The 21,133-nt window shown below is 40.1% G+C and carries 17 protein-coding genes; 12 read left to right on the top strand and 5 right to left on the bottom strand.

The window, feature by feature from the left end:
* Nucleotides 1–246: 246 nt before the first annotated feature.
* Both BM122_RS11905 and smc read right to left on the bottom strand, forming a co-directional pair.
* Nucleotides 247–1,374 (bottom strand): cell division protein ZipA C-terminal FtsZ-binding domain-containing protein, encoded by a 1,128-nt coding sequence (locus BM122_RS11905; protein WP_074905758.1) that lies wholly within the window; start codon nucleotides 1,372–1,374, stop codon nucleotides 247–249.
* An 87-nt stretch (nucleotides 1,375–1,461) separates the two neighbouring features.
* Nucleotides 1,462–5,001 carry a chromosome segregation protein SMC gene (gene smc, locus BM122_RS11900; RefSeq protein ID WP_074905757.1) on the bottom strand — a complete coding sequence of 1,180 codons (3,540 nt, stop codon included), beginning with the start codon at nucleotides 4,999–5,001 and terminating at the stop codon, nucleotides 1,462–1,464.
* Nucleotides 5,002–5,102: 101 nt separating this feature from the next.
* Here smc and queF point away from each other — a divergent pair, with 101 nt between their 5' ends.
* From queF to BM122_RS11880, 4 genes are all read left to right on the top strand, one after another.
* Nucleotides 5,103–5,522 carry a preQ(1) synthase gene (gene queF / locus BM122_RS11895; RefSeq protein ID WP_074905756.1) on the top strand — a complete coding sequence of 140 codons (420 nt, stop codon included), beginning with the start codon at nucleotides 5,103–5,105 and terminating at the stop codon, nucleotides 5,520–5,522.
* A gap of 42 nt (nucleotides 5,523–5,564) precedes the next feature.
* Nucleotides 5,565–6,959 carry a class II fumarate hydratase gene (gene fumC / locus BM122_RS11890; protein ID WP_074905755.1) on the top strand — a complete coding sequence of 465 codons (1,395 nt, stop codon included), beginning with the start codon at nucleotides 5,565–5,567 and terminating at the stop codon, nucleotides 6,957–6,959.
* Nucleotides 6,960–6,972: 13 nt separating this feature from the next.
* The gene (locus BM122_RS11885) at nucleotides 6,973–7,323 is read left to right on the top strand and encodes a DMT family protein (RefSeq protein WP_074905754.1); all 351 of its coding nucleotides are present in this window, start codon (nucleotides 6,973–6,975) and stop codon (nucleotides 7,321–7,323) included.
* A 1,086-nt stretch (nucleotides 7,324–8,409) separates the two neighbouring features.
* Nucleotides 8,410–8,652 (top strand): hypothetical protein, encoded by a 243-nt coding sequence (locus BM122_RS11880; protein WP_074905753.1) that lies wholly within the window; start codon nucleotides 8,410–8,412, stop codon nucleotides 8,650–8,652.
* A 181-nt stretch (nucleotides 8,653–8,833) separates the two neighbouring features.
* Here the strand turns inward: BM122_RS11880 and BM122_RS11875 are convergent, their stop codons facing one another.
* Nucleotides 8,834–9,256 (bottom strand): hypothetical protein, encoded by a 423-nt coding sequence (locus tag BM122_RS11875; protein ID WP_143083419.1) that lies wholly within the window; start codon nucleotides 9,254–9,256, stop codon nucleotides 8,834–8,836.
* Nucleotides 9,257–9,360: 104 nt separating this feature from the next.
* Between BM122_RS11875 and BM122_RS25165 the strand changes: the two genes are divergently transcribed.
* The 5 genes from BM122_RS25165 to BM122_RS11850 all read left to right on the top strand — a co-directional run bounded on the left by BM122_RS25165 (nucleotide 9,361) and on the right by BM122_RS11850 (nucleotide 16,056).
* A complete protein-coding gene (locus tag BM122_RS25165) occupies nucleotides 9,361–9,483 on the top strand; it encodes a hypothetical protein (protein ID WP_256212026.1) in 123 nt (40 codons plus the stop codon).
* Between the two features lie 1,525 nt (nucleotides 9,484–11,008).
* On the top strand, nucleotides 11,009–12,139 hold the full coding sequence (ald, locus tag BM122_RS11865) for an alanine dehydrogenase (protein ID WP_074905751.1): 1,131 nt from the start codon (nucleotides 11,009–11,011) through the stop codon (nucleotides 12,137–12,139).
* Between the two features lie 117 nt (nucleotides 12,140–12,256).
* Entirely contained in the window at nucleotides 12,257–13,273 is a 1,017-nt protein-coding gene (locus BM122_RS11860) for a Fe(3+) ABC transporter substrate-binding protein (protein WP_083398471.1), read from the top strand.
* A gap of 173 nt (nucleotides 13,274–13,446) precedes the next feature.
* Nucleotides 13,447–14,964: an ABC transporter permease gene (locus BM122_RS11855; RefSeq protein ID WP_083398472.1), complete on the top strand. Its 1,518-nt coding sequence runs from the start codon at nucleotides 13,447–13,449 to the stop codon at nucleotides 14,962–14,964.
* Nucleotides 14,965–14,967: 3 nt separating this feature from the next.
* The gene (locus BM122_RS11850; RefSeq protein WP_074905750.1) at nucleotides 14,968–16,056 is read left to right on the top strand and encodes an ABC transporter ATP-binding protein; all 1,089 of its coding nucleotides are present in this window, start codon (nucleotides 14,968–14,970) and stop codon (nucleotides 16,054–16,056) included.
* A 177-nt stretch (nucleotides 16,057–16,233) separates the two neighbouring features.
* On the opposite strand, the gene mltB is transcribed toward BM122_RS11850, so the two are convergent.
* The gene (gene mltB, locus BM122_RS11845; protein ID WP_074905749.1) at nucleotides 16,234–17,250 is read right to left on the bottom strand and encodes a lytic murein transglycosylase B; all 1,017 of its coding nucleotides are present in this window, start codon (nucleotides 17,248–17,250) and stop codon (nucleotides 16,234–16,236) included.
* 346 nt (nucleotides 17,251–17,596) lie between these two features.
* Here mltB and trxA point away from each other — a divergent pair, with 346 nt between their 5' ends.
* The 3 genes from trxA to rpmE all read left to right on the top strand — a co-directional run bounded on the left by trxA (nucleotide 17,597) and on the right by rpmE (nucleotide 19,709).
* A complete protein-coding gene (trxA, locus tag BM122_RS11840) occupies nucleotides 17,597–17,923 on the top strand; it encodes a thioredoxin TrxA (RefSeq protein ID WP_046850251.1) in 327 nt (108 codons plus the stop codon).
* A gap of 149 nt (nucleotides 17,924–18,072) precedes the next feature.
* Nucleotides 18,073–19,332: a transcription termination factor Rho gene (rho, locus tag BM122_RS11835; RefSeq protein ID WP_074905748.1), complete on the top strand. Its 1,260-nt coding sequence runs from the start codon at nucleotides 18,073–18,075 to the stop codon at nucleotides 19,330–19,332.
* Between the two features lie 164 nt (nucleotides 19,333–19,496).
* Nucleotides 19,497–19,709 (top strand): 50S ribosomal protein L31, encoded by a 213-nt coding sequence (gene rpmE, locus BM122_RS11830; protein WP_074905747.1) that lies wholly within the window; start codon nucleotides 19,497–19,499, stop codon nucleotides 19,707–19,709.
* A gap of 486 nt (nucleotides 19,710–20,195) precedes the next feature.
* Here rpmE and BM122_RS11825 read toward each other — a convergent pair whose 3' ends face one another.
* Nucleotides 20,196–21,062: a YicC/YloC family endoribonuclease gene (locus BM122_RS11825; RefSeq protein ID WP_074905746.1), complete on the bottom strand. Its 867-nt coding sequence runs from the start codon at nucleotides 21,060–21,062 to the stop codon at nucleotides 20,196–20,198.
* Nucleotides 21,063–21,133: the final 71 nt, after the last annotated feature.

Here is a 21,133-nt window from a genome sequence, read left to right as displayed (position 1 = left end):
TTAAGCTTAGAAGATTTTAATTCAAAAAATCTCTCGAGATGAGAGTTAGCTTTCAATTAGAAATTTATTTCTGGTTTTCTTACACATGCTTGAGCAAGCTAATCATCTTGCTCAATATGGTATCTCACTTGAAGAAAATTATTTATATAAATTAAATACCATTTATTATCTTTTCTCTCGTATCCTTCATCTGCGGAAATAATCCGCGCTTTCGCGTAACGAATTGATGAGTTTTGGTAGTCGTGGTCAAATAAATAATTTTAATGCGGTGTCACTACCAGCAGGAATATGATGCGCTGCCATGGTAGCTTGAATATTTATAAGTTGTTCTCTACTCCTCCTGATACCGTTATCACTTAGTGGTACACGATTATCATCTACCATAATACCATTTAGGGTAGAAGAAAAAAGTCTAGCAAGATGAGCCATTTGATCAAATACTTTCTCGCCATTTGCTACTCTTGGAACATCAAACAAAAAAGTAATCCCATGTGTGGTAAGCGTACGCATATTGGCAGGCAAGAAGGGCGTTGCTTCATAGTTACCCAGAGAGAACAATACTGTATTATTTTCATCGCGATATCTGAATGCACCCTCAGATTCAAGCCGAAAGCCAGCTGCTTCAGCCAAGGCGCGTATTTTCGTTCCAACGAAAGCACCGCCATCTTTGCTGATAATATTAATACCCATCACTATATCTACTTCTGCACAAAATTTGTCGAGTGATACTGCTCTTATATAGGCATTCGAAATATCAGGGCAATCAGCGACTGCGCTTACTTGTAAGGCAAAATCTTCGACCATATCACGGAATCGAGATAAATTAACTTCACTTACTGGACCAGCTCGATCAACCAGCTGCAAACAGCCATTTAAATATATATAGCCACCTTTCGTATGAAGTGATTCAATAGAAATTTCTTCCCAGGTTTGACCATCTTGACTCAGTCCATACCAATGGACAGGTTTTCCAAAGTCAAATTTCTGCTGCAATATCTCAGTTAGTTTATCGTTAGAGATCAGCTTGTTAGCCCGAATACTCGTGATATAGTTAATGGTGCTGTCAAAATTAATAGATTTATGCTCTTCTAGTGGCTCATCAATAGACAGTTCTTCAGGTTCTAAACGTGCTTTTTCTTTTGTCGAATTAGATTCAGTTTGCAATTCTTGGATGGGGTCAGTACTGAATTTAGGTTCGATACGTTCATTCTCCCAAACAGTTTTACCCATTTTCAATAATGCATCTTCATGCTCATGCTCAAATGACCGTTTGACGTTACGCCGATAACGCATCTGCTGTAGCCAGTTAAATAGAACTACACCACCAATAATAATAACACCGATAATAATTAGGATGATTTGTAAGTCACTCATACTCAAAGTCGCTCATTCATGTTTAATAAGCCAATATTTTAATTTCAATCATTATAATTATAACCTCTTGCCGTCTTTAAATAAGTTTTAGACTATACCTATTTCTTTGTTTGAGTTTATGGCTTTATCGAGATCTACTGTAACTATACGTGAAACACCTTGTTCTTGCATGGTAACCCCAATTAGTTGCTCTGCCATTTGTATAGTAGTTTTGCTGTGACTGATGAACAAGAATTGAGTTTCTCTCGACATTCGTTTTACAAGATCACAAAAACGTATTGAATTATTGTCATCTAAAGGCGCATCCACTTCATCAAGTAAACAAAAGGGCGCAGGATTAAGTTGGAATAATGAAAATACGAGAGCTAAAGCGGTAAGTGCCTTTTCCCCACCCGAGAGTAAATGAATAGAGTTATTTTTTTTACCGGGAGGCTGTGCAGTGAGCTGCATACCTGCATCAAGGATTTCTTCACCGCTTAAAACGAGTCTTGCTTGACCTCCACCAAATATGGCTGTGAATAATTCGCCTAAATGTGTATTCACTTTATCAAAGGTTTGCATTAGGCGTTCACGTGTTTCGCGGTCAATTTGCCGAATGGCATTTTCTAAAGTAGTGACTGCTTCTTTCAAATCAGTAGCTTGTTCATCAAGATATATTTTACGCGCTTGTGATGCTTCTAGTTCCTCCAATGCAGCAAGATTAACAGCGCCAAGTGCTGTAATTTCAGTATTAATTCGATTAATTTCTGCTTTTAATCTGGAAGGCTGCACATTGTTCAATAAAGGCAGCAATTCATCTTCTTTAGCACCAGCCTCCACAAGTTTCTCGTTAAATTGATTTTCTGTTAAATGCGCTTCCTGCTCCTTGAATCGTATTGGATTGATAGATTCTCGGAGTTGATATGATTTTTGCTCCGATTTAAGCCGTGCTTGCTCTGTTTCACGTAGCGTCTCGGTTGTATTTTCTAGATCATGACGAACTGAGGTTAGCATCTGTTCATGATGCATCTTCTTTGCCAACCATTCGTTAAGCTGAGCTTGAAGAGGCCGGTCATCCAAATCTGCTTGTGCATGATGCAATTTATCCAGGTTTTCTGTTAAATTAGCGATGTTTTTGCTGATTGCTTGAACATCGTTTTCTAATTGCTCAATTTTATGCTGACAATTCTTTTCATGAAAAATAGTTTCACGCATTTTCTCTGCCAAATTTTGTACTAGTGATCGATGTTCATTTAGAGTCTGCTCGGCAATTTCACCAGTTAACTTGATTTGCTGTAGCTGCTCTTCCAGATTAGTTATTTGCGCTTTACCTTCAACCAGTTTTATTTCTGCTTCTTGCTTTTGCGTGTATTCAATTGATATCTGATGTGAAATTTCGATTAACTCATCTTCAATTTGATGGTGCCGCTGGGAAACACGTTCTATAAGCTGCGAAAGCTGTACGATTTGAAGCTGCAACGCGTGCTCTTGCTGCTTTAGTTGCGTTACCTCGCTACCTAGCTCCGATATTGTTACTTTAAGTTCGTCACACCTTCCTTCTACTTCAGCCAATGTTGAGTGAGCATACGTTAGCTCTTTCTCAAGTGTATCAATATCAATTTCAATCTGGGCTATTTCACGTTGCCGTGCTAGTACCCCATGTAATTGCGAATCGGCCGCGTAATAGCTTAAGCTCCCGCAAGTAAACACATGACCTTCAGGAGTCACTAACATTTCGCTTGGAAGAAGCTGTTTTTGCTGGATGAGACCTGTTTCAATATCGCTAATGGTAAATATGCCGCTTAGCCATGATTCCACAATGGGTTGAATAGTAGCCTGCGCATAATTTAGATAGGTGCTAAGAGGTTTCCATTGATTTTTTTCATGCCGTAGATGATCGCTTGTAGAGCAATCTTTGATGGGAGTGACTTCAAAGATGGACCATTTCCCAGGAGGCGGGTTATTCTTCCAATTTAAAGCAATTTCGAGACGCTCAACACCTGTAGCATTGATCCGCTCACGCAAAACAGCTTCTAGCGCATTTTCCCAACCTTTTTCTATTTGTATGTATTGCCATAAGCGCGGTAATAAATCTAATTGAAGCTGAGATATCCATTTATCTAATGCTTTATTATTTTCGAGTCGACGTTGAATTTGCTGTAAAGCGGCATGGTGGGCTTGAATTTGAGTAAGTTTCTGTTGAACAGATTGAACATTCTGCAAAGCTTCTTTTCGAGTATACTCACTCGTTTTTAGCTGACTTTCTGCTTCAGTTAAAACATCTTGTTGCTCTTTCAAATTAGCTATGATCTGATTTTTTTCTTCTGTTAAGTTAGTAAGTTCTGTTTTATCGATTTGCGGTTGAGAATTCTTTTCCTGGATCAAGCGCTCATGGCGTGAGCTTAATTGTTGGATGACTTTATCGGCATGAATAAGGTGGCTTTGATGCAGTTTTTCTGTTTGCTGGGCAAGTAACAAATTTTTCTGCACAGTAAATAATTGATCTTGGCTCGTGCGAAAAACTAATTCTAGTTCCGGCAATTTCTCATTCTCTGAGTGGTAATTTTGGCTGCTAGTTACACAAAGCAATCTTGCTTGCTCAATTTCACTACACCAGTGATTAAGATGATCAAATGCCTCTTGCTTTTGATGCTGATTGTTTTCTAGCTGTATTTCGACTGTAGAGATTTGTTTGGCGAAATATTCTCTATTTTCCCGTGTGTGCTGCAGTTTTTGCTCAATGCGCGCAATCTCAGCATTGATTGCATATAATTCTCCTTGCATCTGATGCTGTTGCTCACTTACAGCGTGTTGCTGTGCACGCGCCTTTTCGAGTTCCTTGTCTAGTTCGTGCAAACTGGTTACTTCATTTGCCAGCTCAAGCTCAAGTTGTTGAATTTGCTTCTCAGCATGAATGCGTTTTGCAATCGCTTCTTGTTTTTGAAATAACCATAAAATATGACAAGTAGTGTTTAATTGTTTTTGCAACGCACCAAATTTCTGGGCGATCTCCGCCTGTTTCTCTAAATGCTGTAATTGCTTTCCCAGTTCTTGAAGAATGTCTTCTACACGCATGAGATTTCCGCGTGTATCAATCAACCGCAGTTCTGTTTCGTGCCGCCGCTCACGATATCGGGAAATACCGGCGGCTTCTTCAAGAAATACGCGTAACTCCATAGGTTTGGCATCGATAATCCGGGAAATCATCCCTTGTTCAATGATGGCATAACCGCGCCCACTTACCCCTGTCCCGAGAAAAATATCGGTAATATCTCGACGACGCACATGGGTATTATTGATGTAATAATTCGATTCACTATCTCGTTGAATGACACGCTTGATAGATATCTCGCTGTAAGCTGCCCATCGGCTGGCTACTTTTCCAAGTTTATTATCAAAAATTAGCTCTACACTCGCGCGCCCAACAGGCTTTCGACTAATTGATCCACTGAAGATGACATCTTGTATTGACTCTCCACGCAAAGCCGTCGCCCGGGATTCACCTAATACCCAACGAACCGCATCAATAACATTTGATTTTCCACATCCGTTCGGTCCAACAATACCAACCAGATTACCTGGAATAAGAATGGTGGTTGGTTCTACAAAAGACTTAAAGCCAGCAAGTTTGATTTGGGATAGACGCAATTGAATAACAAATAAAATTGGTATAATTTGATTTAAGAATTACTTCAAAAGCTATTTTAACTGATTTCACCTTAACTAACCGAATTGAAGAGACCTGTCGCATGGCAAGTAAGCCCTCAAAAAAGCTAGAAACGTTCGATAATCCATTTACTGCCAGGGATTACCGGATTCATATGGAGATACCAGAATTTACCTGTTTATGCCCTAAAACAGGACAACCTGATTTTGCCAGACTGATTTTGGATTATATTCCTGATAAAAAATGTGTCGAATTAAAAAGTCTTAAGCTCTATATTTGGTCTTACCGTGATGAGGGAGCATTCCATGAGGCAGTAACTAATCAAATTCTTGATGACTTGGTGGCTGCTCTAAGGCCAAGATATATGCGGCTCATAGCTAAATTTTTTGTGCGAGGTGGAATTTTTACGAATGTCATCGCAGAACACCGCAAGAAAGATTGGAAACCGGAGCCTGCTGTTTTCCTAGAAGCGTTTGAGGAACAATCAAATACACGGGGTTAGCAGCCGAGTATATTACTTAAATTGATAGGATAGGTAGCTGTAATGGATGATTTCAGAGTAGAACATGATGCAATGGGCGCTATCCAAGTTCCTGCCCATGTGTTATGGGGTGCGCAGACACAACGATCTTTACAAAATTTCAAGATTTCCAATGAGAAAATGCCGGCCACGCTAATCCACGCGCTTGCATTGGTAAAGCGCGCAGCAGCCTACGTTAATTGTCAACTGGGTTTGCTTGATGAAACTGTTACCAATGCTATTATTAGAGCTGCTGATGAAGTGATGGCTGGGCAACATGAAACGGAATTTCCACTCGCTGTTTGGCAAACGGGCTCTGGCACACAAACTAATATGAATATGAATGAAGTATTGGCAAATCGTGCTTCTGAATTATTGGGCGGAGGGCGTGGTAGTCAACGGAAAGTTCATCCCAATGACGATGTGAATAAAGCACAATCATCCAACGATGTATTCCCAACGGCAATGCATGTGGCTGCAGTTCAGCTAATTCATAATCAATTAATACCGGCTATTCAGTCATTACGCCAAACCTTATTTACTAAATCTGAAGAATTCAACCCTATTGTCAAGATAGGCAGAACTCATTTACAAGATGCTACCCCTTTAACGCTAGGCCAGGAATTTTCTGCATATGTTTCGCAATTAGATCATGGGCTCAAACACGTTGAGGCATCGTTATCTCATTTATATGAACTGGCTTTGGGTGGAACAGCTGTCGGAACCGGATTGAATACACATCCTGATTTTGCTGTGCGTGTAGCGACTGAAATTGCCAAATTAACTCAATTTCCTTTTGTCACTGCTCCGAACAAATTTGAAGCACTTGCTGCAAATGATGCGCTCGTACATGCTCATGGCGCATTAAAAACACTGGCCGCATCTTTAATAAAAATTGCCAATGATATTCGTTGGCTGGCTTCTGGTCCTCGCTGCGGAATTGGCGAAATCAAAATCCCGGAAAATGAGCCCGGCAGCTCAATCATGCCTGGCAAAGTTAATCCTACTCAATCAGAAGCCATGACCATGCTATGTTGCCAGATAATGGGTAATGACGTCGCTATTAATATGGGTGGTGCAATGGGTAATTTTGAGCTTAATGTAATGAAGCCATTGATTATCCATAATTTCCTACAAAGTGTGCGCTTGCTCGCAGATGGAATCATGAGTTTTAACGACCACTGTGCAGTAGGCATAACAGCCAATATCGAACGTATTAATATGTTGATGCGACATTCTTTAATGCTCGTGACAGCCTTAAATCCTTACATTGGTTATGACAAAGCTGCAGAAATTGCTAAAAAAGCATATCGTGAAGAAATCTCGTTAAAAGAGGCGGCACTTTCATTAGGTTATGTTACTGCAGAAGAATTTGATGCATGGGTTAACCCCGAAAAGATGGTAGGAAAAATTAAATAGCATTCTTAGTACTATGAACCCAATACTGATTAGTATCTCTTTACTTGTCATAAGTAATGTTTTTATGACTTTTGCCTGGTATGCACATCTCAAGGAATTGAATTCTGCCCCTTGGTTTGTTGCAGCTATAATAAGCTGGTTAGTAGCTTCTCTCGAATATATGTTTCAAGTTCCTGCAAATAGAATCGGATATGCAGTGTTTAGCGTTGGACAACTTAAGATCATTCAAGAAGTCATCACATTAAGTATTTTTATACCTTTCGCTGTTTTTTATTTAAAAGAACCATTAAAACTGGATTATTTATGGGCTGGTCTTTGCATGATAGGGGCAGCGTATTTTATGTTTAGAGATAAAATCTCTTAAGCAATAAATTTTCTCTGGCTCAGGGTGATCCGCACTCGCTGATTGTGCTTGTCGATTATGCTATTACCTTCCCAATTACCTATACGTGCGCTCTACTTTGCATAGTGCTTGCGTCGCGGTTTCTGACAGCGCATAGGTTGCCACCAATCACTTCCTGCCAGTTTGTCTGCACAAGAGGCACTGATCGATGGTTTCATGGCTTATGGAGAATTCACTTTCCAGTTCAAGTCGGCTGATGCCTGTTCAGGACGCATATCCTGCCTAATCACCCCGTTTACCTTATTCCATTTCTAAATCAAAAATGATGCGAAGGCGGGCCGCAGACAACATAAAATAATACAGCAAGATGAAGCCGACAAAGTCAGTTTTGATTTAGAAATGGAATTAATCCGGTCTTCCCGGCCAAATTACCTTAGCCTTGGCTTTCTGCTTCACGCGTTTATCTCGTAACTCCTACGCTTGCTGCAGATGCCAGCCGCGTTGTCCTCTATTGCGCCTGAGTTTGCGCAAGATCACAGACTTGTTCACACCAGCTTTATTCGCTATCTCTCCTTTCTTAAACATGCTCTTCGTAATCCCTAAATTTGATAGTGTTGTTCTCGGGTGAGCTGCTGACAGTGCTTCAACTGTGCTTCTTTTATTTGATCGCGCAAGAAGCTCGGATGCTATCTCAGCTTGCCTCTTGTTATCTTATAAAAGTTGCACTTCCAACTTGAAACCGCCTGAGTTTTTTGTTGCAGTCTTATCTTTAGGGCATCCATGTATACCATTTATATTTCTAGTATCACACCTGTTTTCAACTTCAATTCGGTTACATAACTTTCATGCTTTTATTCTAAAATAATAACCACAATTACTTGATTGTTACTTGTTTATCCGTCATGATTTCTCTTCTTATTTAGTCGTATGGTTTTATTACTATTTGGGAGAATATTAATGGTATTTTTATTGAATACCTTCAAAGTTATTGGAAGTTCTATGATTTTATTATTGATGCGATTGATGGCTCTTGAAAATTTCAAGTTGAGATTGAAGAATCTTAAAAGGCCATAAGGGAAGCGATATTCTATGGGTGAATATTAATCTATGGGGCCGCATAAATTCAAGGAAGCAATTGTTATTCCTTTATCCGATGGGTCAGAACTGGCTTTGATTGTTTATGAACTTGATGGTCAACCTTTTTTAGTTCCAGCTTTTGCTGATCCTTTCCAATATTCCTTGTTTAAACAATTATTAAAAGAATACGGTATCAATTCCACACAGGGTGAAATTGTATGGAATAGTGCAGGATTTATTCATGATATTAGCCAGAAGCAAAAAGTCAATTAATTTATGAAGCTTTTTTGATTTTGCCTTGACGTAGGAGTGTGTAATTTGCAGAGATGTATTAAAAAACGCCTGGATGAATCAGGCGTTGATTGTGAAGAACTGTGCTTGCTGTGTCGTCATTTGGTTAGCCCGTGAAACCGTTTCGCAGATAAAGGCCTAAACAGCCTACCTCAAAAATAGGTCAGATAATTCGCTTTCCTTCTAACCCGTTTACTATGATCTTTTGCATAATATGTACAGTGTTACTTATGGGTATTAGACATCCAGCATCGGCGGGCTTAGTTGGTGCCAATGTCAAAGTCATTGTGATAAGTAGAGCCATTGTTATACTTGCCGCCGCGCTGTTTGATTTCTTAAAACAGCTTTCAAAGATTCTCCTTCTTCTTTCATCTTTTTCAGTAACCAGATTACTTGCCGCGATTACTTCTAACCTATCTACTTTTACGTAATCTGCAAGCAATATACAAGCATCTACTGGAAGACCTCTTTTTCCAGCTTTAGCCATTCTCAAATTTACATCCAAAATACCTATTCTTTTAGCCAATTCTATTTGAGTCCCTGCTTTTTCTACGCCAATTTCAATGTAATCTTTTAGTTCTATCATATTTTCCTCCTTTATGTATCAAAATTGATACGTTCAATTGTTAATTAATCATACTTTTCATATCCCCATAAGTCAAACAAGGATATTAATTATCAGGAGAAAGTATGAAAATATTAATTCTTAATGTAAAACGTATTCACGTTTCAAAGAAACCAGATGAAAAACCCTATGAAATGTATGTATTTAATTATTTCCTTACCCCTGCGACCAGTCAGCCAAGTAAGTGATAGCATGGAAGATTATAGTTATGATGTCGAAACTCTCCTGCTTGATCCTGCGCTTTTCAAAAATTTGCCCTAGTCAACCTTTTCAAGTTTGGTTGGCGAGAAACTGTCGCGAAATATATTCGAATAATGCTGACTCAACAGCTTCCAGTTTTTACTCTTAGAAGATTTTCGCCTGATTTCACAGAATCATGCGGGTATTCAGGAAGTTAGATGGAGGCATGAATATGCGGGTATTTGGAAATTTACACCACTGGTTTTCTGGTAATCTTCACGTTGACGGATTAACACTAGCTCCGGCTTCAACGGTAATGGTACGCTATCGGTAACAAGAAGGCGGGCGCGAGGTTACAATCCGCGCAAGCACAGGCGTTATTCTCATCACCTCTTGATGGCTTTTGTCGCAGATATTCGTATAGTAGCCAATTCATGGCCAAGGCCGGGCAACAGCCATGGAGCTAATAATGCATTGGCCTTTTTGGAGGACAGTTTATATAAGCCGGTTGATAAACAGGTCTCGTTGCTTCGGGCGGATAGTGATTTGAGTGATAGTGCGTTTCTGGATGACTTAGACCGGCGTAGCATGCATTATTTGGTTGCCTTGCCCCTCCATTAGCCATTACCAGGAGCACACTGGTAGAAGAAATAAGCTGGTGGGCACTGAACGATGGCATAGAGCTGATTGCTTTTGACTATCAGGCGCCCAGTTGGAAAAAAAAACCGCACCAGGTGGTAGGGATTCGGCAGAAAATTGATGAGCAGTCTAATGCCAGGGGCAAAGCATTGTCTTTATTTGCCGATGATCCGGTTTTTGCTCAATATCATTACAATGCACTGGTTACTAATATGAATTTACCTAAAGCCAAGCTTTGGCGTTTGTATCATTGGCCGTGCTGACTAGAAAAACCATATCAAGGAATAAAATATGATTTTGGCGATGAAAGTTTTAACCCCAGGAATTTCTAGGTTACTCAATCTGCTTTGCTGACAGTCATGCCAGCCTGTAATTTGATGAGTTCGTCTCATCAGGCAGTATTACGAAGTAATAGGGTGTGAGGCAAATCTGATGTCTAGCATATCCTCAAAACGCTGCGCTATGTACTCTTTGCCAAAGCTGGCTATATTAACCCACGGTTAACCCACGGAGGACAAAAAAAGATTATCAGCCTGGCAGTTGCTATGCAACAGCGTGAATGGATCAATAGTCTTTGGGATAAGTCCAAAATATTTGATGTTCCCGTTAAATTCAGCGCAATATTCACCCCTTAATTGTTGCTAATGGAAAATCTGAGTTAAGTAAAAAAAGTGAAATTAGTCTTTGAATAAAAACTTTTGGGTTATATTTATTTCAGCGGAAAAAGTAATAAGCTATTACACATAGATTATTTTGAATTAGATTTGTTCAAAACTCCTGACAAATCAGAATTTTTAAAATGTCACAGTAGTCTAGCAAATAGATGACGCTATGAATGGGGACATAAAAAGAGTAAAAGAGCCATTCTGACTAACAAAAACTAGGAATCAATTGATGATCATTGGATTACCCAAGGAAATTAAAGATAATGAATATCGAGTCGGGATGTCGCCCGGTACCGTACACACGTTAATAGAACACGGGCATCAGGTTCGGGTACAAGCCGGAGCAGGGGACGGAAGTTCTTTTACTGATGGAGATTACCAGTCGGCTGGCGCTGATATTGTTCCTCATGCCGAGGATGCTTGGTCTGCTCAAATGGTGGTGAAGGTAAAAGAACCCATTGAGCAAGAATATCGCTATTTGCGTCAAGATTTAATTCTTTTTACTTACCTGCATCTGGCTTCGAATAAAATGCTGACTGATACAATGATGACTGCAGGAACGACTGGCATCGCCTATGAAACTGTGCAAATTGAATCAGGTGAGTTACCTTTGTTAGCGCCAATGAGTGAAGTAGCCGGAAGAATGGCAGTACAAATAGGCGCGACGTACTTGCTTAAAACATTAGGCGGCCGTGGCATCCTGATGGGGGGAGTTCCTGGAGTAGCACCAGCCAATGTTGCCATTCTGGGAGCAGGTATTGTAGGTGCCAATGCTGCCAGAGTTGCGGTTGGAATGGGTGCTCAGGTGACTGTACTGGACGTGAATCATATGCGGTTGAAATACTTAGATGATATTTTTCGTGGGCAATTACTGACGCGTATGAGTGACAGATTCAATATTAAAGAAATCGTTTATCAAGCCGACCTTGTTATTGGTGCAGTGCTTATTCCGGGGGGACGAGCGCCTTGGCTGATAACAAAAGAGATGTTGTCACATATGCGCAGAGGGTCGGTTATCGTTGATGTGGCAGTTGATCAGGGGGGATGCGTTGAGACCACTCACCCTACTACTCATAGTGATCCGGTTTATGAATTGGATGGGATCTTGCATTATTGCGTTACTAACATGCCAGGAGCTGTCCCTCGCACGAGTACCTTTGCACTGAATAATCAGACGGCAGCTTATGTAGTGCACCTCGCAAATGAAGGTCTAGATGCTGTACGTCATAATCGCACTTTGCTGCATGGCCTCAATATACATCGCGGTTTCTTGACGCATCCCGCTGTAGCAGAGGCGTTTGGATTGAAATATACGCCGCCATTGCAGGCAATTAATACTGCATCTTCTGGATTAGGATAAGCATTACTTTTTGAAGAAGGCACAACTGATAACAATTCTTATTCATAGTATAATTGTTCAAAATTTTGTAAGCTATGATTTTACTTTCTGACATTCTCATGCTTCATATTTAAATAAATGTGCAAACTATTTTCTATTAAACGTTTTTTTGTCATTGCATACTGTTTTGTTTCCCTACTGGTAATCAATGTAGCCCAGGCAGAGCAGGTCGTAGTATATTCAGCAAGAATTGAAGAGCTTATCAAGCCGATGTTCGATGCTTTTACCAGAGAAACAGGTATTGAGGTTAAATTTACGACAGACAAGGAAGGCGCTTTATTGGCCAGACTTAAAGCTGAAGGAAAAAAAACTCCAGCCGATGTTCTCATTACTGCAGATGCGGGGAATTTATGGGAAGCAGCACGGGCGGGACTATTAAAATCTGTTTCTTCTTCTATGCTGGAAGCAAATATTCCTGCTCATTTACGAGATCCGCAAGGGCAGTGGTTTGGTCTTTCAGTTCGGGCTCGCACTATCGTCTACAATACGCAAAAAGTAAAACCGTCAGAGCTTTTTACCTATGAGGATCTGGCAGATCCGAAATGGAAGGGGAGATTATGCTTGCGCACCTCGAAAAAAGTTTATAATCAATCGCTTGTTGCGATGATGATTGCCGAGCATGGGGAAGCTGAAACTGAAAGAATTGTGAAAGGTTGGGTCGATAATCTCGCAACTGAGCCTTTGTCTGATGATACAAGAACCCTGGAATTTGTAGCAGCAGGACGATGCGATGTGGCTCTGGTTAATACTTATTATTATGGCAGATTGATGGAAAGCAATCCTGATTTACCTTTAGCCATCTTCTGGCCCAATCAGAAAAATAGCGGTGTTCACGTCAATATTTCAGGAGCCGGCGTTACTCAATTCAGCAAGAATGAGCATGCAGCCGTCAAATTACTGGAATTTTTATCTTCAGAGAAAGCGCAAAATTTATTTGCTGACGTCAATATGGAATACCCTGTCAATCCTAAGATTAAGCCCAGTAAAATGGTTGCAGCTTGGGGTGAGTTTAAACAAAATCCAATGAACTTAGTCAAAGCAGGGGAATTGCAAACAGCAGCAATAAAGTTAATGGATCGTGCTGGTTATCGATAAACTAGTAGGTACATGTGAATAGTGAAAAATATGCTGCAATAGAAAATAAAAACACAGAAATTAGCCGGCCCTTGTTTTTCTTAAACCGCAAAGCAAGTTTTTGGCGGCTAATTCCGTTTCTTGTTGCAGCACTGATACTCATTCCCGTCGTTGTTGTTTTTTCTTCATTTCTAATGCCAGCGGACGATGTCTGGAAGCATCTTGTTGAAACTGCACTTTCTACCTTATTAATCAACACATTTTGGCTCTCATTGGGAGTTGTTGTTGGGACGTCATTGTTGGGTATCAGCCTTGCGTGGCTTACCGCAATATATGAGTTTCCGGGCAGCAGGTTCTTTTCCTGGGCTTTATTACTGCCATTAGCCATTCCAGCCTATGTGACTGCATTTATTGTACTCGGTCTGTTTGATTATACCGGTCCCATTCAGACAGCTTTACGCACTTGGCTAGGATCAGAGTTACCCTGGTTTCCTGATTTATACGGAGGAGGGGGGGTGACAGTTGTTATGATTCTGGCTTTCTATCCCTATGTTTATTTAATGGCACGCAATGCATTTCTAACGCAAGGAAAGCGTTTGCTGGAAGTGGCTCAATCACTGGGCCTTAACCGTAAACAAGGGTTCTTCAAAGTAGCGTTACCGATGGCCCGCCCATGGATTGCAGGCGGCATCATGCTGACGCTCATGGAAACTCTTGCAGATTTTGGGACCGTTTCTGTGTTTAATTACGATACATTTACCACGGCGATCTATAAAGCATGGTTTGGGATGTTTTCCTTACCTGCAGCTTCTCAGCTTGCATCGTTACTGATCATCCTGGTTTTCGTACTCATTATTATTGAGCAGCAATTTCGAGCGAGAATGCGCTTCGCTGAAACAAAGAGAAGTTCACGCGCGGATCGTCTCGTACTTTCAGGTTGGAAAGCGAGTGTGGCGACCTGCTTTGCTGCAAGTGTTTTATTTTTTGCATTTGTGCTGCCCATCATGCAATTGGGTGGCTGGGCTGCTCATTCTTTAATGCAGAGCTTTAATCAACGTTATCTGGAATTTCTCTTGCATTCAATTCTGTTATCAGTCATGGCCACACTGATTACTTGTTTTGTTGCCATATTATTAGTTTATGCAGTTCGCCTTTATTCCAATACTTTCACACGAATCGCAGTCCGTATTGCAACGATAGGTTATGCTCTGCCAGGTGCAGTATTAGCAGTAGGTATTTTTATTCCACTTGCCTGGTTAGATGATCAGTTGAATGAATGGCTGTTAACCCTATTTCAAATTGAAGCTGGTTTATTGATTCAAGGCACAGTCGGTGTAATGCTGATAGCTTACATGACACGCTTTCTTGCTGTTGGTCACTATCCCATAGACAGTGCTATGCAACGCATTACGCGCAGTATAGATGAGGCAGCGATGGGTTTTGGTCTGACCAGTTGGGCTGTGCTTCGAAGTGTTCACTTACCGATGTTGAAAACGGGAATATTTACCGCTGCTGCGCTGGTTTTCGTAGATGTCATGAAGGAAATGCCCATCACTTTGATGACTCGTCCCTTTGGTTGGGATACATTGGCTGTACGTATTTTTTCATTGACTTCAGAGGGTGAATGGCAGCAGGCTGCATTACCTGCCGTGACGTTAGTTTTGGCTGGATTGGTTCCTATTATTTTATTGATGCGACAAACAGATAAATAGCTTGTGGATACCTTACTGAAATTAGATCAAATTCAACATGCTTATGGTAAGCAGACAACCATTAGCCATTTATCATTTGATTTAAGAAAAGGGGAGATCGGGTGCTTGTTAGGGCCCAGCGGTTGTGGGAAAACTACTGTATTACGCTGTATTGCAGGTTTTGAGCCATTAATGGAGGGTGAAATATTACTTAACGGCATGGTTGTGAGTCGTGCTAACTTTAGCCTTCCACCCGAGCAAAGACATGTTGGTATGGTATTTCAGGATTATGCTTTGTTTCCTCATCTGACAGTAGCAGCAAATGTAGGGTTTGGATTGCACCGCAATCATCCGACTGAGCGTATGCAACGTGTAGCCAAGATGCTACAAATTGTGGGTCTTGCAGAAGAGGCTAACAAGTATCCTCATGAGCTTTCCGGCGGGCAGCAACAACGGGTAGCCTTAGCCCGAGCGCTGGCGCCGCATCCTGATTTATTGCTACTAGATGAACCTTTTTCTAATCTGGATATCAGCTTACGGGAGCGTTTAAGTTTAGAAATATGCGATATTCTAAAGAGTCTGCATATTACTGCTATCCTGGTAACGCATAATCAAGACGAAGCTTTCTCTGTGGCAGATGTAATTGGCGTCATGCATCAAGGGAAAATTATGCAATGGGATACGGCCTATAATTTATATCATCGCCCTGCCAATCGCTTTGTTGCCAATTTTATCGGGCAAGGTATTTTTCTCCCTGGGAAAATGCTTTCCCCAGGGAAGATCGAAATAGAACTAGGGATTTTAACGGAAGATATTTATCATCAGTACGAATTAGATGATGCCATTTATCTTGCCGGAACTGAAGTAGAGGTATTAATTCGACCAGACGATATTGTATACGATCAACAAAGTACTTTACAAGCCATGGTCATACATAAAGCATTTCGAGGTGCTGAAATTCTTTATACGTTGAAATTAACCAGTGGAAGGACTCTATTATCGCTCATTTCGAGTCATCATAATCATGCGATTGATGAGAAAATCGGTATCAGGTTAGAAGCTGATCATCTTGTAGTATTTAAAAAAGAAAATTATACAGATGCTCAAGAATAGAGAACATTTTATCCGTAAATTAAGATAGATTAAGATTAAAGCTTACGGGTGGCAATAAAATACATTGATTATCCGGAGAAGTAACTTATCTTCTGAAAATCATCCCAGCAGCCGAATGTACTAGTCCGGCGCACAAGTTATCTTGAAATTAAACTTATTCATAGCTAAATAACTATTTTATCGCAGACTTGAATTTCGTGCAGCACGGATGGCCTCAGCAAGCTGCAGCACTGACATTGCGTAAAAAGTACTGCGATTATATCGTGTAATGACATAGAAATTCTTAAAACCGAGCCAATATTGATGCGTGTCCTCATCTTTTAATTCAATAAGTGCTGCTAGTCTTTCATCCCCTGTTTTCTGCAATGGGATAATATTTGCTGCACGAAGTTTTTTTACTGGATGAATGGGTTCAATGCCTGCAAGCAAAATTTCTTGATAATGATTACTATCAATAGGTACGTGTGCGCGTGTTATGATTGGTCCTCCTGCTTCCCACCCATATTCCTTGAGATAGTTAGCGACACTACCAATTGCATCAGTGGGATTGCTTGTTAAGTCAGTTTTCCCATCACCATCAAAATCTATGGCATAGCGTCTATAACTTCCCGGCATAAATTGTGGAAAACCAATGGCTCCTGCGTAAGAACCTCTGATACTGAATAGATCGAAATTTTGCTCCTGTGCAAGTAACAGGTATTGCTCCAATTCACTTTTAAAAAAATCAGCGCGTCTTGGAAAATCAAATGCTAAAGTAGTCAATGCGTCTATAACGCGATGTTTACCTGTCGTTGTACCATAGGCAGTTTCAACGCCAATGATGGCAACAATAATTTCTGCAGGGACGCCAAATACTTGACTTGCTTGCTCCAGTTTTTGTGCATGTTCATTCCAGAAATTGACGCCACTTTTTATGCGCTGGGAATTGATAAAACGGGCGCGATATTTATTCCAAGGTATGGAGGAAGCTGGCACTGAAATCAAATCAATGATTGTTGGCTGGAATTGCACCCTATTAAATATATCTTCAAGTTTGGATTGATTGAATCCATGTTGTGCAACCATTTCATCAATAAACTGTCTTATTTCCTGGCGTACAGGAGATGCAATAAGCGCCATACTCCAGCAAATCAAGAACGAACAAATAAGCATGGTCAATATTTGACGGGTATAATTACGCTTTATTAAATGCATGATTATTCGCCTCTTGGTGGAATAGTTAAATATATATAGATTCTGCTTCATATTTTTGTATATAAAATAAACTTCAGTAATAAAACTGGGGCTAACAAGCCAGTTTATGATTTAATGTCAGCTTCTTAAGTATTGTTAGTCTTACGTAGGGTTTATAGAAGTTTAATTGTAATGTATGACAACACTTCCCATTTACCGGAATTTTCTATAGTATAACAATCACAAGCTTGCACATTTCTATTTCAGCTTAGATTCGATTGGCTGTCCTGTATGACAGATCTATTCATTAGTGTATTGCACTATTGATCAATATTAACTTGAAAAATAAAATTTGAATGAGGATTTCATGAGCCAACATGTTCATTATATTACAGATGCCACTTTTGAAGCAGAAGTACTACAATCAACCACGCCAGTGTTAGTTGATTACTGGGCAGAATGGTGTGGACCATGCAAAATGATTGCCCCAATTCTTGATGAAGTTGCGAATGAGTATAGTGGTCGACTTAAAGTCGCAAAACTTAATATTGATGAAAATCAAGCGACTCCTCCAAAATATGGAATTCGTGGCATCCCCACCCTTATGTTATTCAAAAATGGTAATATTGAAGCAACCAAGGTTGGTGCTCTTTCAAAGTCTCAATTGACAGCATTCATTGACAGCCATCTATAAAATCTTAGACTTACCTAATAAAAACGCTCTATAAGCTTTTAGCTGAAAGAGTTATTGCTCCAAACTTGACTTTTCCTTATTGGCGTTACTCCTCTTCCTGATTATTTTAGCTTCATTTTCTATCCCAATCATTTTTTACGAGTTTCTTCATGCGTTTATCTGATCTTAAAAGTCTACATGTTTCCGAATTGATAAAAATGGCTGTTGCCAATGAAATTGAGGGAGCCAATCGTTTGCGAAAACAGGATCTGATTTTTGCTTTACTAAAAAATCAGGCACGTAAAAATGAAAGTATCTTTGGAGAAGGAACCCTGGAAATTTTGCAGGACGGTTTTGGATTTCTACGCTCACCTGACACTTCTTATCTGGCAGGACCCGATGATATTTATATCTCACCTAGTCAAATTAGACGCTTTAATTTGCATACTGGTGATTCAGTCGATGGGGAAATTCGTCCCCCCAAAGATGGAGAGCGATATTTTGCATTAGTCAAAGTTGACAAGGTTAATAATGAGCCGCCAGAAAACTCCAAACGAAAAATTCTGTTTGAAAATTTGACACCATTATTCCCCACCGAACGTTTGGTATTAGAACGTGATATCAAATCTGAGGAGAACATTACAGGTCGGATCATTGATCTGATTGCTCCTATAGGGAAGGGACAGCGGGGTTTATTAGTAGCGAGTCCAAAGTCGGGAAAAACAGTAATGTTGCAGCATATTGCCCATTCAATAGCAGCTAATTATCCTGATGTCATCTTAATGGTATTATTAATTGATGAGCGGCCTGAAGAGGTTACAGAAATGATTCGCTCAGTCAGAGGTGAAGTTATTTCATCTACTTTTGATGAATCTGCCATGCGGCATGTTCAGGTCGCCGATATGGTCATAGAGAAAGCTAAACGTCTTGTGGAGCATAAAAAAGATGTGGTGATATTACTTGACTCTATCACTCGTTTAGCTCGCGCTTATAATACGGTTGCACCTGCTTCCGGCAAAGTATTAACAGGGGGGGTGGATGCCAATGCATTGCAGCGTCCAAAACGCTTCTTTGGTGCTGCACGGAATATAGAGGAAGGAGGTTCTCTTACCATTATTGCTACTGCTCTCGTAGATACCGGCTCACGCATGGATGATGTCATTTACGAAGAGTTTAAAGGTACTGGCAACATGGAAATTCATCTTGATCGGCGTATGGCAGAGAAACGTATCTATCCAGCTATTAATGTTAACCGTTCGGGTACTCGCCGAGAAGAGTTATTGCTTCCGCAGGATATCTTACAGAAAATATGGATATTGCGAAAATTACTTTACCCAATGGATGATATGGACGCAATGTCATTTTTACTTGACAAAATTAAAGCTACAAAAGGTAATGCTGATTTTTTTGATTCAATGCGGCGTGTATAAATTATTTTTTGCTACCAAATTTTTAAATTTGTTTTACGATGGCATTGATATTGAAGAAGACATAAGCCTTCCAAAGTTGCACCCAGTCCTTTAATAAAGGATAATACCCCGTTTTTTTAATATATAATCCAGAGATTTGGTCTGAAAATTAAGGACGAAAGAATATGAGAGCAGAAATTCATCCAAATTATCAAGAAATAACTGTAACATGCAGCTGTGGTAATGTCTTTAAAACATGTTCTACTTTAAATAAGCCTTTACATATTGAGGTTTGTTCGGCTTGTCACCCTTTTTATACTGGGAAACAGAAGATTGTGGATACTGCCGGAAGAGTTGAGAAATTTAACCGCAAGTATGGGAAACCAATACAAAAGTAAATATCCAACCGGCAATATTTTGATTGGATATTTATTCTTTCTTGAATTTTTCCAAAATTTAACGTTTATTTCTGTTAACAGCGTAGATTGAAAAAGCACATCCAATACTTACTAAAAGGAATTGAATGTGCTTATCAAACTAAACTCATTCGGGCTGAAAATCCGGTAATTGAATCCAACAATATCGGTTCCTGCGTTCTAATGCACAGGGGCCTACTGTCCAATTGATCAAAATCAAGACTAGGTTATTAAGTTGGCGTTTTGTTTTGCAAGAGACAGTGACGGATCTAGAGCTGTTTTTCTAGTGAAGATATTGAAACAGATCAGCCTCGCCCCATTGCTACATGCATACAGAATGATAGAATAGCTGCTGATCAAGACGTGCTTGTTGATCAACCAGAACATGATTTCGCAAAAAATGAAATGCCGTAAGCATGCTGCGCGTTAGCATTTGCAGCCGCGGAGCGGCTAATACAGCGTAAAATATCATTCAATGTTCTGAACTTGCTCACGCATTTGTTCAATCAACACTTTTAGCTCTACAGAAATTTTTGAAACTTCCACGTCTACAGACTTTGACCCAAGAGTATTAGCCTCTCGATTAAGTTCTTGCATCAAGAAATCAAGCCGTTTGCCAACACATCCTCCTTTTAATAGGGTGTGTTCCACCTCGTCTAGATGAGTTTGTAATCGTGATAATTCCTCGTCTATATCAATCTTGCTTGCGAATAATATTAGCTCTTGTCGAAGACGATCATCGTTACCATCTATTTTTGCTTCTTGCAAACGTGTTATTAACTTTTCCTGAAAAGCTGCGAGCAATATTGGAATACGCGGTGAGAGCGCCGTTGTTAATTGGCGTAATTGGCGCAAACGCTCCAGCAATGTATTCTTCAGTTTTTCTCCTTCACGAACACGCGTAGCGATAAACTCATTCAAAGTCGCTTGAAGTAATTCCATGCAAGCTTCATGCAGTTCTGGAGTAGATGTCATATCGCTTTTCAATATGTCGGGCCAACTCAAAATGTCTGCTACAGTCAGGCTTTTTGCATCCGAAAGAGCCGATTTAACCGTGTTGTTCAGCTCTATTAATTTATTTAATAACTGCTCATTGAGCTGTTGAGGTAAATCTACTTTAGCGTACGGTATGAAGGTTAAACGGCAATCAATTTTTCCTCGCTTTAACTGGGTATTCAAGAGCTCACGCATTGCAGGTTCCAGCAAGCGAAATTCATCTGGCAAACGGAACTGAATATCGAGATAGCGATTATTAACTGAGCGTAGTTCTAGCGTTAAGGAGCCATGTGCCATCTCCTTAGACATAACGGCATAACCTGTCATGCTGGCTATCATGAGTTTTTCCTTACCTTAATAATAATTTTGATATGAATGAGTATAGTGGGTTGGGCAGTTGAAAGCCATGA

Source organism: Nitrosomonas communis (genome assembly GCF_900114745.1).
Lineage (GTDB): Bacteria > Pseudomonadota > Gammaproteobacteria > Burkholderiales > Nitrosomonadaceae > Nitrosomonas > Nitrosomonas communis_A.
This window is presented reverse-complemented; position numbering and strand designations above follow the sequence as displayed.

Coding starts and splice junctions, on each gene's coding strand:
- BM122_RS11905 (WP_074905758.1), bottom strand. CDS start 1,374: ATGAGTGACTTACAAATCATCCTAATTATTATCGGTGTTATTATTATT.
- queF (WP_074905756.1), top strand. CDS start 5,103: ATGGCAAGTAAGCCCTCAAAAAAGCTAGAAACGTTCGATAATCCATTT.
- fumC (WP_074905755.1), top strand. CDS start 5,565: ATGGATGATTTCAGAGTAGAACATGATGCAATGGGCGCTATCCAAGTT.
- BM122_RS11885 (WP_074905754.1), top strand. CDS start 6,973: ATGAACCCAATACTGATTAGTATCTCTTTACTTGTCATAAGTAATGTT.
- BM122_RS11880 (WP_074905753.1), top strand. CDS start 8,410: ATGGGGCCGCATAAATTCAAGGAAGCAATTGTTATTCCTTTATCCGAT.
- BM122_RS11875 (WP_143083419.1), bottom strand. CDS start 9,256: ATGATAGAACTAAAAGATTACATTGAAATTGGCGTAGAAAAAGCAGGG.
- BM122_RS25165 (WP_256212026.1), top strand. CDS start 9,361: ATGAAAATATTAATTCTTAATGTAAAACGTATTCACGTTTCAAAGAAA.
- ald (WP_074905751.1), top strand. CDS start 11,009: ATGATCATTGGATTACCCAAGGAAATTAAAGATAATGAATATCGAGTC.
- BM122_RS11860 (WP_083398471.1), top strand. CDS start 12,257: ATGTGCAAACTATTTTCTATTAAACGTTTTTTTGTCATTGCATACTGT.
- BM122_RS11855 (WP_083398472.1), top strand. CDS start 13,447: ATGCCAGCGGACGATGTCTGGAAGCATCTTGTTGAAACTGCACTTTCT.
- mltB (WP_074905749.1), bottom strand. CDS start 17,250: ATGCATTTAATAAAGCGTAATTATACCCGTCAAATATTGACCATGCTT.
- trxA (WP_046850251.1), top strand. CDS start 17,597: ATGAGCCAACATGTTCATTATATTACAGATGCCACTTTTGAAGCAGAA.
- rho (WP_074905748.1), top strand. CDS start 18,073: ATGCGTTTATCTGATCTTAAAAGTCTACATGTTTCCGAATTGATAAAA.
- rpmE (WP_074905747.1), top strand. CDS start 19,497: ATGAGAGCAGAAATTCATCCAAATTATCAAGAAATAACTGTAACATGC.
- BM122_RS11825 (WP_074905746.1), bottom strand. CDS start 21,062: ATGATAGCCAGCATGACAGGTTATGCCGTTATGTCTAAGGAGATGGCA.